This window comes from Micromonospora sp. NPDC047707, assembly GCF_040704235.1.
In the GTDB taxonomy this organism is placed as follows: domain Bacteria; phylum Actinomycetota; class Actinomycetes; order Mycobacteriales; family Micromonosporaceae; genus Micromonospora.
Genome location: NZ_JBEYSU010000020.1, coordinates 72,665 through 89,086, shown reverse-complemented (window position 1 = coordinate 89,086; position 16,422 = coordinate 72,665). Strand labels below are relative to the sequence as shown.

The 16,422-nt window shown below is 72.6% G+C and carries 12 protein-coding genes and 1 pseudogene; 6 read left to right on the top strand and 7 right to left on the bottom strand.

The window, feature by feature from the left end; translation table 11 throughout:
* Nucleotides 1–14: 14 nt before the first annotated feature.
* On the bottom strand, nucleotides 15–1,526 hold the full coding sequence (gene dgt, locus AB0873_RS21160) for a dGTP triphosphohydrolase (protein WP_155332920.1): 1,512 nt from the start codon (nucleotides 1,524–1,526) through the stop codon (nucleotides 15–17).
* Here dgt and AB0873_RS21155 point away from each other — a divergent pair.
* Nucleotides 1,525–3,937 (top strand): annotated as a pseudogene (locus AB0873_RS21155) (Tex family protein). The gene dgt and the pseudogene AB0873_RS21155 sit on opposite strands and share 2 nt — an antisense overlap.
* Before the next feature lie 354 nt (nucleotides 3,938–4,291).
* Nucleotides 4,292–4,750, top strand: a complete 459-nt coding sequence (locus tag AB0873_RS21150; protein WP_366601501.1) for a hypothetical protein — start codon at nucleotides 4,292–4,294, stop codon at nucleotides 4,748–4,750.
* Here the strand turns inward: AB0873_RS21150 and AB0873_RS21145 are convergent.
* On the bottom strand, nucleotides 4,689–5,627 hold the full coding sequence (locus tag AB0873_RS21145) for a DUF389 domain-containing protein (protein WP_366601499.1): 939 nt from the start codon (nucleotides 5,625–5,627) through the stop codon (nucleotides 4,689–4,691). The genes AB0873_RS21150 and AB0873_RS21145 overlap by 62 nt on opposite strands.
* 187 nt (nucleotides 5,628–5,814) lie before the next feature.
* Between AB0873_RS21145 and AB0873_RS21140 the strand changes: the two genes are divergently transcribed.
* The 4 genes from AB0873_RS21140 to AB0873_RS21125 all read left to right on the top strand — a co-directional run bounded on the left by AB0873_RS21140 (nucleotide 5,815) and on the right by AB0873_RS21125 (nucleotide 10,351).
* Nucleotides 5,815–6,552: a sugar transferase gene (locus AB0873_RS21140; RefSeq protein WP_366601497.1), complete on the top strand. Its 738-nt coding sequence runs from the start codon at nucleotides 5,815–5,817 to the stop codon at nucleotides 6,550–6,552.
* A complete protein-coding gene (locus AB0873_RS21135) occupies nucleotides 6,549–7,697 on the top strand; it encodes an aminotransferase class I/II-fold pyridoxal phosphate-dependent enzyme (RefSeq protein ID WP_366601496.1) in 1,149 nt (382 codons plus the stop codon). Before AB0873_RS21140 ends, AB0873_RS21135 begins: the two co-directional genes overlap by 4 nt.
* The gene (locus AB0873_RS21130) at nucleotides 7,694–8,332 is read left to right on the top strand and encodes a NeuD/PglB/VioB family sugar acetyltransferase (protein WP_230688781.1); all 639 of its coding nucleotides are present in this window, start codon (nucleotides 7,694–7,696) and stop codon (nucleotides 8,330–8,332) included. The genes AB0873_RS21135 and AB0873_RS21130 overlap by 4 nt, the downstream gene beginning before the upstream one ends.
* 150 nt (nucleotides 8,333–8,482) lie before the next feature.
* Nucleotides 8,483–10,351: a nucleoside-diphosphate sugar epimerase/dehydratase gene (locus AB0873_RS21125; RefSeq protein ID WP_366601494.1), complete on the top strand. Its 1,869-nt coding sequence runs from the start codon at nucleotides 8,483–8,485 to the stop codon at nucleotides 10,349–10,351.
* 115 nt (nucleotides 10,352–10,466) lie between these two features.
* Here AB0873_RS21125 and wecB read toward each other — a convergent pair whose 3' ends face one another.
* From wecB to AB0873_RS21100, 5 genes are all read right to left on the bottom strand, one after another.
* Entirely contained in the window at nucleotides 10,467–11,591 is a 1,125-nt protein-coding gene (gene wecB, locus AB0873_RS21120; protein WP_366601492.1) for a UDP-N-acetylglucosamine 2-epimerase (non-hydrolyzing), read from the bottom strand.
* Nucleotides 11,588–12,826, bottom strand: a complete 1,239-nt coding sequence (locus tag AB0873_RS21115; protein ID WP_366601490.1) for a glycosyltransferase family 4 protein — start codon at nucleotides 12,824–12,826, stop codon at nucleotides 11,588–11,590. The genes wecB and AB0873_RS21115 overlap by 4 nt, the downstream gene beginning before the upstream one ends.
* Nucleotides 12,823–13,950 (bottom strand): NAD-dependent epimerase/dehydratase family protein, encoded by a 1,128-nt coding sequence (locus AB0873_RS21110; RefSeq protein ID WP_366601488.1) that lies wholly within the window; start codon nucleotides 13,948–13,950, stop codon nucleotides 12,823–12,825. Before AB0873_RS21110 ends, AB0873_RS21115 begins: the two co-directional genes overlap by 4 nt.
* A complete protein-coding gene (locus AB0873_RS21105) occupies nucleotides 13,944–14,957 on the bottom strand; it encodes a polysaccharide biosynthesis protein (RefSeq protein WP_366601486.1) in 1,014 nt (337 codons plus the stop codon). Before AB0873_RS21105 ends, AB0873_RS21110 begins: the two co-directional genes overlap by 7 nt.
* A 137-nt stretch (nucleotides 14,958–15,094) precedes the next feature.
* Entirely contained in the window at nucleotides 15,095–16,333 is a 1,239-nt protein-coding gene (locus tag AB0873_RS21100; RefSeq protein ID WP_366601484.1) for a glycosyltransferase, read from the bottom strand.
* Nucleotides 16,334–16,422: the final 89 nt, after the last annotated feature.

Sequence of the window (16,422 nt, the reverse complement as noted above, 5' to 3'; positions counted from 1 at the left end):
CCCTTCCTTGCACCTCACAGGACGAAGGCGTCGGTCCAGAGGGCGCCGGAGCGGCCGGAGAGCGAGTCCAGCATCGCCACCGCCTGGCCGTCGGTGAGCTGCGCGACGAAGTCGATGATCGCCCGGCCGCGCGCCTTGGCGAGCCGGTCCGCCGTCCGTGGGTGCAGCTCCGCCTCGGCCAGCTCGACCAGGTCGTGCAGGCGGCGCGGCAGCCGTGACTCCTCCTCCGGGTCGAGCAGCCAGTCCAGCAGCGCCTCGACCAGGGTGGCGAGCAGCCGCGCCTGGCCGCGCTGGTGCAGGGCCAGGTCGGGCCGGGCCAGCACGAACCGGTGGTGCACGAACTTGAGCACCTGCACCTCGTGCCACTGCGCCGGGGCGAGCAGCACGTGCCCGGACCGCACCGACGGCGCCTCCACCACCCGGATGGCGTCGACCAGGCGCGTCGTCCAGCGGGCGGAGAAGCGGGCCACGTACTGCTCGGCCTCGATCGACCCGTCGAACGGCACCGCCAGCAGCCCGTCCACCAGTTCTTCGCGGACGTGCTCGACGGCGGCGGCGAACGCGTCGTCGTCGGTGATCCAGGCGTCCTTGCGGTGCAGGTGGCGGCGCAGCCGCTCGATCGCCGAGCCGGGCCGGCGGGCGGCGGTGGCCAGGGCCGGTTCGGTGATCGCCCGCAGGCTCCCGCCCTCCCGCTGCCACGCGGTCAGCTCGGCGGCGACCGCGCCCTGCTGGAGCACCCCCACCCGGTAGAAGTCCTCCACGTCGTGGATCGCGTACGCGATGTCGTCGGCCGTGTCCATCACCGACGCCTCGACGGTCTGCTGCCAGTCCGCGATCCGCCCGGCGAACGGCTCCCGCGCCTGGCGCAGGTCGTCTACCTCGGTGCGGTACGCCCCGAACTTCGTCGACCCGCTGCCCGGATCGTCCGGCGGCGCCGCGGCACCGCGCGGCGCCGGCTCCAGCAGCCGCGGGTGCGGATCCGGGTGGTCCAGGCGGGTCCACGGGTACTTGAGCATCGCCGCCCGGACCGCCGCCGTCAGGTCCAGCCCGGTCGTCGCGGCGCCGCGGATCTCGGTGGAGGTGACGATCCGGTACGACTGCGCGTTGCCCTCGAACCCGTCGGCGAGCCCGAGCCGCTGGCGGGCCAGCCGGTCCAGCACCCGCTCCCCGAGGTGCCCGAAGGGCGGGTGCCCCAGGTCGTGGGCGAGCGCGGCGGCCTCCACCACGTCCGCGTCGCAGCCACCGAGCTTCTCCAGCAGGTCCCGGTACCGGTCGTCGGCGGTGAGCCGTTCGGCGATCGCCCGGGCCACCTGCGCCACCTTGAGGCTGTGGGTGAGCCGGTTGTGCACCAGCAGGCCGGAGCCGCCGGGGCTGACGACCTGGGTCACCCCGTTGAGGCGGGCGAAGAAGGGCGAGCCGACGATGCGGTCCCGGTCGGCCCGGAACGGGCTGGCCGCCAGGTCGCCCAGCGCTCGCGCGCTGCCGCCGAAGAGGCGCCGCGCCCGGGGTTCCGCAGGTGGTTCCATGATCGCCACGCTAGCGCGGCAGAATGCACGGCGGAAACCACTCCCGAAGGCGGATCGAGATCGTGACCCTCACTGTTCATCAGCGGATCGCCGAGGAGCTCGGCGTCGCCGAGCGCCAGGTACGCGCGGCCGTGGAGCTGCTCGACGGCGGCGCGACCGTGCCCTTCATCGCCCGCTACCGCAAGGAGGCCACCGGCCTGCTCGACGACACGCAGCTGCGCACCCTGGAGGAGCGGCTGCGGTACCTGCGCGAGCTCGACGAGCGGCGGGCCGCCGTGCTGGAGTCGATCCGCAGCCAGGGCAAGCTCGACGAGGCTCTGGAAGCACAGATCATGGCGGCGGACTCGAAGTCCCGGCTGGAGGACATCTACCTGCCGTACAAGCCGAAGCGGCGGACCCGCGCGCAGGTCGCCCGCGAGGCCGGCCTGGAGCCGCTCGCCGACGCGCTGCTCGGCGACCCGACGCGGGATCCGCGGGAGACGGCCGCCGGGTTCGTCGACGCGGAGAAGGGGGTGGCCGACGCCGCCGCCGCGCTGGACGGCGCGCGCGCCATCCTGATCGAGCGGTTCGCCGAGGACGCCGACCTCATCGGCACGCTGCGGGAGCAGATGTGGTCGCGGGGCCGGCTCGTGTCCCGGGTACGCGAGGGCCAGGAGACCGCCGGTGCCAAGTTCGCCGACTACTTCGACTTCGCCGAGCCGTACCCGAAGCTGCCCTCGCACCGCATCCTCGCCATGTTCCGGGGCGAGAAGGAGGGCGTGCTGGACCTGACGATGGATCCGGAGCCGGAGGGTGACTCCGACGCGGTGGCCACCGGCCCGACCCGGTACGAGGCGGCCGTCGCCGGTCGTTTCGGGGTCAGCGACCAGGGGCGCCCGGCCGACCGGTGGCTGGCCGACACGGTACGTTGGGCCTGGCGTACGCGGATCCTCATCCACCTCGGCGCGGACCTGCGGATGCGGCTGTGGCAGGCCGCCGAGGAGGAGGCCGTCCGCGTCTTCGCCACCAACCTGCGCGACCTGCTGCTGGCGGCGCCGGCCGGGGCCCGCCCGACCATGGGTCTGGACCCGGGCCTGCGGACCGGCGTGAAGGTCGCCGTCGTCGACGCCACCGGGAAGGTGGTCGCCACCGACACCATCTACCCGCACGAGCCGCGCCGGCAGTGGGACGCCTCCGTCGAGACCCTGGCGAGGCTGGCCGCCGCGCACCGGGTGGAGCTAGTGGCGATCGGCAACGGCACCGCGAGCCGGGAGACCGACAAGCTCGCCGGTGACGTGATCAAACGTCACCCGCAGCTGAACCTCACGAAGATCGTCGTCTCCGAGGCCGGCGCGTCGGTCTACTCGGCGTCCGCGTACGCCGCGCAGGAGCTGCCGGGGCTGGACGTGTCCCTGCGCGGCGCGGTCTCCATCGCCCGCCGCCTCCAGGACCCGCTCGCCGAGCTGGTCAAGATCGACCCACGGTCGATCGGGGTCGGGCAGTACCAGCACGACCTGTCCGAGGTGAAGCTGTCGCGGTCGCTCGACGCGGTCGTCGAGGACTGCGTCAACGCCGTCGGCGTCGACGTGAACACCGCCTCCGCGCCGCTGCTGACCCGGGTCTCCGGTATCGGCGCCGGCCTGGCGGAGAACATCGTGCTGCACCGGGACGCCAACGGGCCGTTCCGCACCCGGGCCGAGCTGAAGAAGGTGGCCCGACTCGGACCGAAGGCGTTCGAGCAGTGCGCGGGCTTCCTGCGCATCCCGGGCGGCGACGACCCGCTCGATGAGTCCAGTGTGCACCCGGAGGCGTACCCGGTGGTGCGGCGGATCCTCACCGCCACCGGCCAGGACCTGCGGTCGATCATCGGGAAGAGCGCCATCCTGCGGGGGTTGCGGGCCACCGACTTCGTCGACGACACGTTCGGCCTGCCGACCGTCACCGACATCCTCGGCGAGTTGGAGAAGCCCGGGCGCGACCCCCGGCCGGAGTTCCGCACCGCGGCCTTCGTCGAGGGCGTCGAGACGATCGCCGACCTGACGCCGGGCATGGTGCTCGAGGGCGTGGTCACCAACGTGGCCGCGTTCGGCGCGTTCGTGGACGTCGGCGTGCACCAGGACGGCCTGGTGCACGTGTCGGCGATGTCCCGCACGTTCGTCAAGGACCCGCACGAGGTGGTCAGGTCCGGCGATGTGGTCAAGGTGAAGGTCCTCGACGTCGACGTACCCCGCAAGCGCATCTCGCTGACCCTGCGCCTGGACGACGACGCCGACGCCGGTCGCGGCGGCGCGGACGGCGGTCGCCGGGAGCGCGGCGGCCAGGGCGGGTCGGGCGGGCGCGCCGGGCAGCCGCGACAGGGCCGTGGCGGCGCGACCCCGCCGCCGGCCAACAGCGCGATGGCCGACGCGCTGCGCCGGGCCGGTCTGGCCTGACCGGTACGTGCAGGCGGCTCCCGCCACTGTGGAGCTGATGTCGCGGACGGATCGGGACCCTGGTCCGTCCGCGACAGCCACCGCCCTGGGGCAGCCCGGTCGCTACGGGGCAGCCGGCCGTATGGGGCAGCCGGTCGCTTCACCCGGACGTCGGGGCGGAAGCCGAATGGCATCCTGTCGAGCTGCCCGCACAGATGGCGCACCAACGACGGACCAGCCGCGACGGCGTCCGCACCCGGCACCCGGTGGTCCCATGCGTGGGGCAGCTCGACAGCGTCCGAACAGGGGTTCCCGGTCCGCCTCGGACACCACCACGGTCGCCGGGGACACGGCGTCGGGGCGTACCGTCGGGGCGTGGGTGCGGAGGACGGCCTGGACTGGCGGGAGCGGCGGCAGCGGGCGGTGGCGGCGCACGCGGCGGCCGACGAGCGCCGGCGGGCGGCCGAGGCCGCGGCGGCGGCGGAGTTGGTCGCCTGGTTCGTCGCCGAGGCCCGGCGGCGCGGGCTGCCGGCCGAGCGCCTGACGGCGCGGTCGTACGACGGTCGCGGCCGTTACCGGACGCGGCTGCGCGGCTGGTACGTGGACCGGGCGCGCACGCGGGCGGTCGACGTCGACGGCCGGTTCCACCTGCTGACCGTGCCGGGCGGCCTGCGTGCCCGGCTGTTCGGGGCGGACCCGCAGCCCGGCCCGGCACCCCTGGTGATCGGTGTGGGTGGGCGCGACGGGGAGTCCGTGCCGCTCCGGGTGCTGCTCAGCCGGCGACTCGACGACGCCGCGCCAGGTGCCACCAGGTCTGCTGCACCGCCAACGTGAACAGGCCGGCGAGCACGATCGCGCACAGGTTGATCAGCAGCTGGAGCGCGGAGCCGGCCGCCTCGTGCCACACCCCGTACGCCGTGGCGACCGCGACGTTCGCGGCGGCCGGCACGGTGGTCACCGAGATCAGCACCCCGACCAGGCTGCCGGACTTCTTCGAGGTGAGCGAGAGCATGCCGGCCACGCCGGCGAGCAGGCCCACCACCCAGGAGAGCGCGTCGGGCCGCCAGATGAAGTCGGTCAGCGGGCGCTCGGCGAGGAGCATCTCGCGGCTCACCAGGTCGGCCGCGGTCAACGCCCAGGTGCTGACCACCGTGACGGCCATCGCCGCCAGGAACCCCACGACGAGGGCCTGCACGGACCGCACGACGACCCGTCCCTTGCGGCGCAGCAGCGCGACGCAGAGCGCGGCGAGCGGACCGAACTCGGGGCCGACGACCATCGCGCCCACGATGAGGATCGGCTGGTCGAGAAGGACGCCGATGCCGGCGATCATCGTGGCGACGGTGATCAGCACGAGGTAGGTGGCGGAGAGCTCCGTCTGCTCCCCCGTCTTGGCGGCGATCTCGTCCCAGACGACGGCGTCCGCCCCGCTGCCCGGCGCCTCCCGGGCGGCCCGCTCCGCGGCGGTGGAGATCGTCAGCGCGACGTCGGCGGCGGAGATCCCGCCCTGCGCCTCGACGCCGAACTCCTGCAACGTGCGCAGCACGCCGTCGGCGCTCTCGCGCACGACGTCGCACAGGATCAGGTCACCGCACGGTTGGCGGGCCGCGCCCGCGAGCACCGCCAGATGGGTCACGCCGGGTTCCGTGGCGAGCAGGTCCGCCACCGCCTCGGATCGGTCCGGCGGCGCGATCACCCTCAGGTGCAGCACGTCTCTCCTCTCGCCTGAGCGTGTCCGGACTCTACTGACCTGCCCGCTCGTGGTCGTACCCGTGTCCTCACTCGTACCTCGGCGGTTGTTCCGACGGGATGAGTGTGCCTGTTTGGGGTCTCTCTCACGTCTGTGCCTGATACAACCCTTTTGTGACGACTGGCCGATTCAGCGGGAGGTAGCAACGGTGCCGGTTCCTGGTCTGGTGACGCCTGAACGCCCGCCACGATCGGTCCGACCGGATCGGGGCAAGCGGGCCCTCGACGTCGCCGCGGCGGCCTTCCTGCTGGTGCTGCTCGCACCGATGATGGCGGTCGTCGCGCTGCTCGTCGCCGCGGGGCTGGGCCGCCCGGTGCTGTTCCGCCAGTGCCGCGCCGGCCGTCACGGCGAGCCGTTCGAGCTGGTCAAGTTCCGGACAATGCGTCCACTCGACCCGCGACGCGGACTGGTGGCGGACGCGGAGCGGCTCACCCCCCTGGGGCGCTGGCTACGGTCCACCAGCCTGGACGAGTTGCCCACGCTCTGGAACGTGCTGCGGGGCGACATGAGCCTCGTCGGCCCCCGCCCGCTGCTGCCGGAATACCTGTCCCGCTACTCCTCCCACCAGGCTCGCCGGCACGAGGTACGGCCCGGCGTCACGGGCCTCGCCCAGGTCCGCGGCCGCAACGGCCTGAGCTGGGAGGAGAAGTTCGACCTCGACGTGGAGTACGTCGAGACCCACAGCCTCCGGCTCGACCTGTCGATCCTGGTCGCGACGGTCCGTACCGTGCTGCGGCGCGAGGGGATCTCGGCGGCCGGCGTCGCCACCGCACCGGAGTTCCTCGGCACCCCGGCCGGTCCGGCGCCGCGGTACGCCGAGGCGGCCACGTCGTCGTCGGTGCCGCGCGGACCGGCGGTGACGGTACGGCAGGGCGGACGCCGATGACGCGCACGGTGTACCTCTCCCCGCCCGACGTCGGGCCGCTGGAGGAGTCGTACCTCATCGCCGCCCTGCGCTCGGGCTGGGTCGCCCCTGTCGGTCCCGACCTGGAGGCCTTCGAACGCGACGTCGCCGACCGGGTGGGTACCCGCGGAGCGGTGGCGGTCAGTTCCGGCACGGCGGCGTTGCACCTGGCCCTGCTCGGGGTCGGCGTCGAGCCGGGAGCCGTGGTGGTCGTCCCCACGCTGACATTCGTGGCGACCGCGAACGCGGTCCGGTACACCGGCGCCCGGCCGGTCTTCGTCGACTGTGACCCGCGTACCGGCAACGTCGACGTCCCGCTCCTCGCGGACTTGCTGCAGCGGCTGCGCGCCCGGGGCGAGCGGATCGCCGCGGTCGTCCCGGTCGACATGTTCGGCGCGTGCGTGGACTACACGTCGCTCCTGCCGGCCTGTGAGGACGCCGGGGTGCCCGTGGTGGAGGACGCGGCCGAGGCCCTCGGAGCCACGCACCGCGGCCGGGCGGCGGGATCCTTCGGTCGCGTCGGCGCGCTGTCGTTCAACGGCAACAAGATCATGACCACGTCCGGCGGCGGGATGCTCGTCTCCGACGACCTGTCGCTGCTGACCCGGGCCCGGCACCTGGCGACCCAGGCCCGCGAACCCGCGGCGCACTACGAGCACCGCGAGACCGGGTACAACTACCGGCTCAGCAACCTGCTGGCGGCACTGGGCCGGGCTCAGCTCGTGCGGCTGGACGGGATGATCGGCCGCCGCCGGCAGTTGCGCGACCGGTACGCGAAACTCTTCGCCCCGGTGCCGGGCGTCGAACTCGTCGGCGCGGACGACGCCGCGTCGAACTGCTGGCTCACCGTCATCCGGGTCCGGCCCGACCAGTCCGGCTGGCGCGCCGCCGACCTGGCCGCGCATCTCGCCGCCCGGGACATCGAGACGCGTCCGGTGTGGAAGCCGATGCACCGGCAGCCCGCGTACGCGGGATCGGAGAGCCTGCTCACCGGCGCCGCCGACGACCTGTTCGCCGAGGGGCTGACGCTGCCCAGCGGCAGCGCCCTCACCGAGCGCCAGATCGGCGCCGTGCTCGGCGCGATCGACGAGTTCCTGACCGTGCGGACGGGAGTGTCGCCCGCGTGACACCACTGGTGATCGTGGGCTGCGGCGGCCACGGTCGGGAGGTGCTGACCATCGCACGGGCGGTGGTCGCCGCCGGCGGACCCCGCTGGCACCTGGCCGGATTCCTCGACGACCGGCCCGCCGAGGAGAACCTGAAGCGCGTCCAGCGCCTGGACGTGCCGTACCTGGGTGGGCTGGCCTGGCTGCGCGACGCGCCACCGGACACCCACCACGTCATCGGGATCGGCGACCCGCGGGTGCGCCGCGCGGTGGCGGCGCGGGTCGACGCGTACGCGACGCCGGCCGCGAGCCTCGTCCACCCGGACGCCACCGTGGGCCCGGACACCCGGTACGGACCGGGGTTCGTCGCCTTCCCGGGGGCCCGGGTCACCACCAACGTCGCCCTGGGGCGGCACGTGCACCTCAACCAGAACGCCACCGTGGGGCACGACAGCGTGCTCGCCGACTTCGTGTCGGTCAACCCGCTCGCCGCCGTCTCCGGGGACTGCCGGCTGGCGGAGGGCGTTCTGGTGGGCACCACGGCGGCCGTGCTCCAAGGCCTCCAGGTGGGACGGGACAGCACCGTCGGAGCCGGCGCCTGCGTGGTGCGGGACGTGCCGGAGGGCGTCGTGGTCAAGGGGGTTCCCGCGCGCTGATCCCGGCACCTGCCCGGCAGCAGCCCGTGGCTGAATGGACCGCGTTCGCGACAAATCGCCCAAACGATTACATACGGGCTGCAACAAGGATAAAAAGTACAAAAGTCCTTCTGCCCCTCGGGTGGAAGCGGTCGGAGACGGGAGCAAGACATGCCGCAGGACACCGGAAGCGACGAACGTGCCGCCCAGAGGTCCCGCCGGGGCCGGGCGCGCCGCCGCGCCCTGGGTTTCCTCGCCACCGACACCGCCGCCTGGGTGGGCGGTTTCGTCACCGCCGTCTGGACCCGGTACGAGTTCCACCTACCTCCCGGTCAACTCAGCCGGGCGGCCACCGTCGGCGGCATCGCCGCGCTGATGTATGTGGCGGTCGCCGCGGTACGCCGGCTCCACTCGGGACGCCACCCGCTCGGCAGCCTCCAGGACGTGCAGGGACTCGCCGGCACGGCCACCGCGACCGCCGCCGTCCTGCTGATCGGTCTGCTGCCGTCGCCCGACCGGCCGGTCCCGGCCAGCACACCCGTGGTGGGCGGTGCGCTCGCCCTGCTGTTCATGCTCTCCGCGCGGTTCGCGTACCGGCACCGTCACGACCTGGCGATGCGGCCCGACGTCCGCTCCTCGACACCCGTGCTGCTGTTCGGGCTCGGTGACGCCGGTCAGGGGCTGCTGCGGGCGATGCTGGGCGACCCGCGCGGCCGGTGCCTGCCGGTCGGCGCGCTCGACGACGACCCCGACAAGCGCAACCTGCGCATCGGCGGCGTCCGCGTGCTCGGCGGCCGGGAGGACATCGCCGAGGCGGTCCGGCGCACCGGCGCCACCACCGTGATCTTCTCCGTCGCCAACGCCGACGCCGCGCTGATCCGGCAGATCCGTGAGGCCACCCTCCAGACCGGCGCCGCGTTCAAGGTGCTGCCGCCGGTCCGGGACCTGGTCGACCACCGGATCACCGTGACTGACGTCCGCGACGTCCAGATCAGCGACCTGCTCGGGCGTCGCCAGGTGGTCGGCGACCTGCCGCTGACCGACAACAGCCTGGCCGGCCTGCGGGTCCTGGTCACCGGCGCCGGCGGCTCGATCGGGTCGGAGCTGTGCCGGCAGGTCATGACGGCCGACCCGGGCGAGTTGATGATGCTCGACCGCGACGAGTCGGCCCTGCACGCCCTGCAGATGTCGCTGAACGGGCGGGCCCTGCTCGACGGGCCGGAGCTGATCCTCGCCGACCTCCGCGACGACGAGCGCATCCGGCGGATCGTGCGGGAGCGGCGGCCGGACGTCATCTTCCACGCCGCGGCCCTGAAGCACCTCACCCTCCTGCAGCGGCACCCGGGCGAGGCGGTCATGACGAACGTGTGGGGCACGCTCAGCGTGCTGGACGCGTGCCGGGACGTCGCCAAGTTCGTGAACATCTCGACCGACAAGGCCGCCGACCCGATCAGCGTCCTCGGCTACTCCAAGCGGATCACCGAACGGCTCACCGCCCACGCCGCGTCCCGCTTCCCCGGCACCTTCCTCAGCGTCCGCTTCGGCAACGTGCTGAGCAGCCGCGGCTCGGTGATCACCGCCTTCCAGAAGCAGATCGAGGCCGGCCGTCCGCTCACCGTCACGCACCCGGAGGTGACCCGCTACCTGATGACCGTGCAGGAGGCGGTGCACCTGGTGCTGCAGGCCGCCGAGATCGGCCGGGACGGCGAGGCGCTGGTGCTCGACATGGGTGAGCCGGTGCGGATCGCCGACCTGGCCCGTCAGATGGCCGAACAGGCCGCCAGCACCGTGCCGATCGTCTACACCGGACTCCGCCCCGGCGAGAAGCTGCACGAGGACCTGTTCGGCACCGGCGAGGTCGACACCCGTCCGCTGCACCCGCTGATCTCGCACGTCGCGGTGCCGGCGCTGGACCCGCTGGAGGTGAGCGGGCTCGACCCGTACGACGACCCGGAGAAGGTGGTGGCACAGCTCGCCCAACTCTGCCACCCGCCGGTCCGGCCCGCCGGCCGGACGATGCAGGTGCCGCTCTCGCGCTGACCGCCCGCAAGACGGAGCGGGCCGGCGACCCGAAGGTCGCCGGCCCGCTCCGCATTTCTGCCCCTGGCCGCCGTTCGCCGCCGCCAGCGGGGACGGTCGCCGGAGAGCGACCGGATCAGCGGCGGATGCCCGCCCAGTCGTGGTGCCGGCGGACGGTCGACAGGATGAAGTCGACGACCCGGCGGGAGGTGTCCGGGACCCGGTAGTCGACCGGACAGGGCACCCCGTGGATGCCGACCTGGTCGACGGTCACCCGGACCGCCTCCACGACGCCCTCCGGGTCCAGGCCGGTCATGATGATGCCGCCGGCGTCCAGCGCCTCCGGACGTTCGATCGACTCGCGCAGCGTCACCGCGGCGAAGCCGAGGATCGCCGCCTCCTCGCTGATCGTGCCGCTGTCGGAGAGCGTGCAGTACGCCTTCGTCTGCAGGTGCACGTAGTCGAACAGGCCGAACGGCTCGTGGAAGGCGATCCCGTCCAGCACCGTCGCGTCCGGCGCCAGCGCCTCCAGCCGCTTGCGGGTCCGCGGATGCGTGGAGACCAGCACCGGGTACCCCCAGCGGTCGCGGACCGCCCGCAGGCAGTCCAGCAGCCGCGCGAGCCGGTCCGGGCGGTCCACGTTCTCCTCGCGGTGCGCGCTGACCAGGAAGTACCGGCCCGGTGTGAGATCCAGCTGGCGCAGGATCGTCGAGGCGGCGATGTCCGCCCGGTAGTGTTCCAGCACCTCACGCATGGGCGAGCCGGTGTGCAGGATCCGGCGCGGGTGCAGCCCCTCGGCGAGCAGGTTGCGCCGCGCGTGCTCGGTGTAGACGAGGTTGAAGTCCGCGACGTGGTCGACCAGCCGGCGGTTCGTCTCCTCCGGCACGTTGAGGTCGAAGCAGCGGTTACCGGCCTCCATGTGGTAGACCGGCACCCGCATCCGGCGGGCCATCAGCGCCCCGATGCAGCTGTTCGTGTCACCGAGGACGAGCAGGGCGTCCGGCCGCAGCTCGGCGATGGCACCCTCCACGCCGACCAGCACGCCACCGAGCACCCGGCCGAGCGACGACGTGTCGACGCGGAGGAAGCGGTCCGGCTCCCGGATCCGCAGCTCCTTGAAGAAGATGTCGGACAGCGAGCTGTCCCAGTTCTGACCGGTGTGGACCAGCACGTGGTCCACCGCCTCGTCCAGCCGGGCGATCACCCGGGAGAGCCGGATGATCTCCGGCCGGGTGCCCACCACCGTCATCACGCGGGTCATGACCGTCCTCTCTGCGCTGCCACCTTCGTGAAGATGTCCTCGAACTGGTCGACACCGACCCGCAGACACATCCGTTCCTGGTAGGCCCGTCGGGCCCGCAGCCCCATGGCGGCGCGGTCGGCCGCCGGTGTGTCGGCGGCCTGCAGGAACCGGCCCGCGAGCGCCGCCCAGTCCTCCGGCGGGCAGACGAGGCCGGACCCGGTCGAGTCGACCAGGGCTGCCGCGTCCCCACCGAGCGAGGCGATCACCGGGGCGCCGCACGCCAGCGCCGCCTGCAACTTCGACGGGACGGTGCCACGCAACGCCGGCAGGTCCCGCAGGCAGACCAGCTGCCAGTCGGCCGCCGCGTACAGGTCGGCCATCTCCTCGGGGGCGCGGCGGCCGACGAACCGGACGTTGTCGGCGCCCAGCTCGGCGGCGAGCCGGCGCGCCTCGTCCTCGCCGGCGCCCGAGCCGACCAGGACCAGGTCCACCTGGTCCCGGACGGCGGCCGCCGCGCGGATCGCCGTGTCCACGCCCTGCAGCAGGCCGAGGTTCCCGGCGAACATCACCGTGCACCGGCCCCGGTGGCCGAGCGCCGCCCGGGCCGCGTCGGTGGCCGGCACGGGCCGGAACAGGACGTCGTCGGTCCAGTTCCACACCACGCGTACGCGGTCCGGATCGGCGCCCCGCTCCACCACCAGGTCCGCCATCGCGGGTGAGATCACCACGACGGCGGACGCCAGCCGGTACGTCGTCCGCATGAGAGCGTCCAGGCCACTCGCCACCGCCCGGCCGGCCAGGCCCGTCGGGGCCATCCCGGACTGCAGTACGGAATCCGGCCACATGTCCTGCACGTGCAGGACGATCGGCGTCCGCCGGGCGGCCCGGACCAGCGCGGCAGCGGCGATCGCGGTCGGCGGCGGGTGGTAGACGTAGGTGACGTCGACGCCACCCAACCACCTCGGCCCGGCGAGCGCGCTGCTGCCGCCGAAGGAGAGGTGGCTGGCCGCCCGGCGCAGCGCCGAGGTGTCGTGGCTCGGGTACGCGGGAACCCGCCGCACCGCGACGGGTCCCTGCGTCTCGACATGCCGCCAGCGCTGCCGCCAGCCCGGGTAGATCCGCCCGTGCGGATAGCTCGGGAAGGTGGTGAGCACCCGGACGTCGTGACCGCGGGCGGCCAGTTGCTGGGCCAGGTTGCCGGGGATGAACACACCCTCCGGCGGGTACCACTGGCTGACCAGGCCGACCTTCACGCGACGACCGCCACGGGCTTCGGGATCGTCGCCTCCACCGGTTCCGGCCAGGTGTCGGGGCGCCCCGGGTCGAACAGTTCGTTGGTCCAGAACAGGGTGACCAGTTCGCCGTCGCCGGTGTTGACCAGCTTGTGCACCCACATGGTGGGCATGTCCACCAACACGGGCGCGTCGCCGGACACGGGGAACCGCACCACCTCGGTGTCGCAGACCCGGCGCAGGCTGATCTCCGCCGTACCGCGCAGCACCACGAACCGCTCCACCTTGGCGAGGTGGAAGTGGTCGCCTCGGGTCACGCCGGGATGCGTCGTCGAACAGAACGTCTGCCCTGCTCCCCCGTGCACCTTCACCGTCTCGACCAGTTCGCCGCGCGCGTCGGCGCGACGCGGCGGTACGAGCGGGTACCGCTGTGGGAAACAGTGCGACCGGTAGGTGTTGAAGAGGCGCACATCATGCCGGCTCGTGAGGGCGGGGATCTCGCCGGTCCGGTAGGTCCCGGCCATCCCGGCCAGCCGGTCGGCGAGTTCGCGGACCCCCGTATGCAGGGGCGGCATCGCCGGATCCCAGGAGCCGGCGGCGGGCACCCCGGCGAGCCGGGCGGCGGCGTCGGTCACGTGCACCAGGCCGAGTTCCCGGTCGGCGTGCACCTCCGGCTGCCCACCGTCCGCCAGCAGGCGGCAGAACGTGGCGACCGCGGAGTTGTAGTGCGGTCGGCCGTGTTCGCCGTACAGGTTGGGCAGCAGCACGTCGTCGACAGGTAGGCCGGTGTCCGCGAGGATCCGCGCAGCGGCCGCCTTCGCCTCGCCGTACGGCGTGCCGTTGCCGGCCTGTACCGAGTTCGCGTACACGACGGACCCCGGCGGGACCTCGGCGGCGCGCAACCCGGCCGCGAGCTGCGTGGCGAGCCGGAGGTTGCCGGCCCTGACCTCCGCCGGGTCGCCGCGGTTGATCCCGGCCAGGTGCAGCACGCGGTCGACGCCGGACACCTTCGCCGCGACCGCCTGTGGATCGGCGAGGTCGGCGCGGGTGACGACGGCCGGCTCCGGCCAGCCAAGGGCCCGCAGCAGTACCCGCACGTGCCAGCCGAGGAAGCCCCCGGCGCCGGTGACGGCGAGCCTCAACACGCCGACACCGGATCCCGCAGGGCCAACTCCGCGCGGACCTCGGGCAGCGTCTTCAGCAGCTCGACGATCTCCGGTACGCCCAACCGCGGGGCGTTCGCCGAGTTGAAGTCCTCAATTGGTCCCCTCCCGAGCTCGCCCTCGGAGACGTACAGCGCGTAGTTGAGGTCGCGGGCGTCCAGCGGCACGCGAAGGAAGTCGCCGAAGTCCTCGGCCTGCATCAGCTCCTCGCGGCTGGCCAGCGTCTCGTCCGGCTTCTCGCCGTGCCGGACGCCGATGACGTCCAGCTTGGCCGGCACGTCGAAGAGCTGGCAGACCGCCTCGGCCAAATCGCCGATCGTGCAGGCGGCGGCCTTGCGGATAAAGATGTCGCCCGGGCGGGCATTCTGGAAAGCGTGCTCCACCAGGTCCACCGACTCGTCCAGGGACATCAGGAAGCGGGTCATCCCCGGGTCGGTCACGGTGGGCGCCCGCCCCGCCTTGATCTGTTCGATGAAGAGCGGGATGACCGATCCGCGCGAGTACATGACGTTGCCGTACCGGACGCACGACACGGTGGTGGCGCTGTGCGGGTTGTTCCGGGCGTGCGCCTGGGCGACCTTCTCCATCAGGGCCTTCGTCATGCCCATCGCGTTGACCGGGTAGACCGCCTTGTCGGTGCTGAGCAGCACCACCGAGCTGGCCCCGTGGCGTTCGGCGGACTCGATCACGTTGGCGCTGCCGACGATGTTGGTCCGCATCGCCTCGATCGGGAAGAACTCGCACGACGGCACCTGCTTCAGCGCCGCGGCGTGGAACACGTAGTCCACGCCGCGGCTCGCCCGCGACACGGAGTCGAGGTCCCGGACGTCACCGACGTGGTAGCGCACCCGGTCGTCCCCGATGACGTGTCGCATGAGGTCCTGTTTGGCCTCGTCGCGACTGAGGATCCGGACCTCGCCGACCTCGTGGTCGAGGAGGCGGCGCACCATCGTCTGTCCGAAGGAACCGGTGCCACCGGTAATCAACACCCGACTTCCAGCAGGTAGCAGAGTCACCCGAGGGCCCCCGATCCGTTGAGTTGGCGTACTCTCACCCAGGCCCTAACGAGACAAAAGAGACAAAGTTACCTAAACATCGCGAGGATGCTGAGCTGCCGCCCGGAGGCTCAGCGGCCTCGGCCCTTCTCTGCCGTGGCCCCCGATTGGCCCGCTCCGCCGCGGAAGTTCTCCAGTAACCGCTTCTGAAGAAGCGCGGTCTCGGCCTCCCAGACGAACTCCGCCCGGCCGGTCACGAAGCAGTGCCGCGCCAGCGCCCGTAGCTCAGTGAGGTCCTCCGCCAGCCGGGCGAGGAGCTCGCTGAGCGGAGCTGGCTCTACCGGGACGGCCCAACCAACCCGATACTTTTCGATCAGTGCCCGATTCTCGGGCAGGTTCCCTGCGATGACCGGCCGGCCCGCCACCACTGCCTCGAAGAGCTTGTTGGAGAGTCCGTCATTGGCCGGGTCGACCGGTTGGTACAGAGCGGTGCTCACGTGGGCGCGCTGATATCGGCTCGGCACGTCCGCCGCCGAGCAGGGGCCGTCCAGGGAGACGTAGGACTGCGCACCGAGCCGGACGATCCGGCTCCGGAGCGCCTGCCGGTAGTCCTCGCTCGCCGGTCCGGTTATCTCGAGCCGCACCCGTGCGCCGGCGGATCGTGCGTCGGCGACGGCGTCGATCAACGCCTCGAGCCCGCGTCCCGGATAGAGGGTTCCCACGCAGGCCACGACGAGTTCTGGCCCGGACGGAGGCGGAACGAACTCCGGCGCGAACGAGGCGAGCGGGACGTTGCGCACCACCATCACGTCGTCGAAGCCCAACTTCCGGAAGGCGACCGCGTTGCTCTCGCAGACTGCCACCACCGTCAGGCCCCGTTGGCGTGCGACCCGCCGGAGCAGTTGCGGCTCCACCCGGGAGAACCAAGTGGCCAGCGAGCCCTTGGTGCGGATGCCGCCTGGGCGCTCCCGTCCGTTCAGGACGACGTGGCTGCCCCAGCGCCGCCGGTGCGCCAGCCCGATCCAGAACAGGGAGATGTGACCGACGAACACCGTCTTGGCCGGCGTCGCCAGGACCCGGCGCCGGAGTCGCCACACCCCGGGCAGGTAAACACCGACAAGATTGCGTACCGACGCGACGAGTCGACGCCGGTCGTCAATCCGACGCACCGGCAGATGCTCCACGTCGACACCGTCGATCCACGAGCGGCCCGTCTCGTCTGCCGCGCCGAAGCGCCCGGCTCGGGACAGCGTCACGGCCCGCACGATGCCTGGAAGACCAGACGCGACGGTCATGGCTATCTTCCGCGTCCGGGTGGAATGGCGGTATGGGGAGATGTCGAAGAGGAGAAGTGTCGTGTCGGTTGCCATGAGAACTCGATTCATTGATGCGGCGAAACGACCTAGATCGACCCGATAGCGCAGGTAAGCCGGCATCAGGTTGAACGAAGCAATCGTTC

What these genes read in the sequence shown, in the direction of transcription:
- AB0873_RS21125 (WP_366601494.1), top strand. Translation starts at nt 8,483, where the DNA reads ATGCCGCAGGACACCGGAAGCGACGAACGTGCCGCCCAGAGGTCCCGC.
- AB0873_RS21135 (WP_366601496.1), top strand. Translation starts at nt 6,549, where the DNA reads ATGACGCGCACGGTGTACCTCTCCCCGCCCGACGTCGGGCCGCTGGAG.
- dgt (WP_155332920.1), bottom strand. Translation starts at nt 1,526, where the DNA reads ATGGAACCACCTGCGGAACCCCGGGCGCGGCGCCTCTTCGGCGGCAGC.
- AB0873_RS21100 (WP_366601484.1), bottom strand. Translation starts at nt 16,333, where the DNA reads ATGGCAACCGACACGACACTTCTCCTCTTCGACATCTCCCCATACCGC.
- wecB (WP_366601492.1), bottom strand. Translation starts at nt 11,591, where the DNA reads ATGACCCGCGTGATGACGGTGGTGGGCACCCGGCCGGAGATCATCCGG.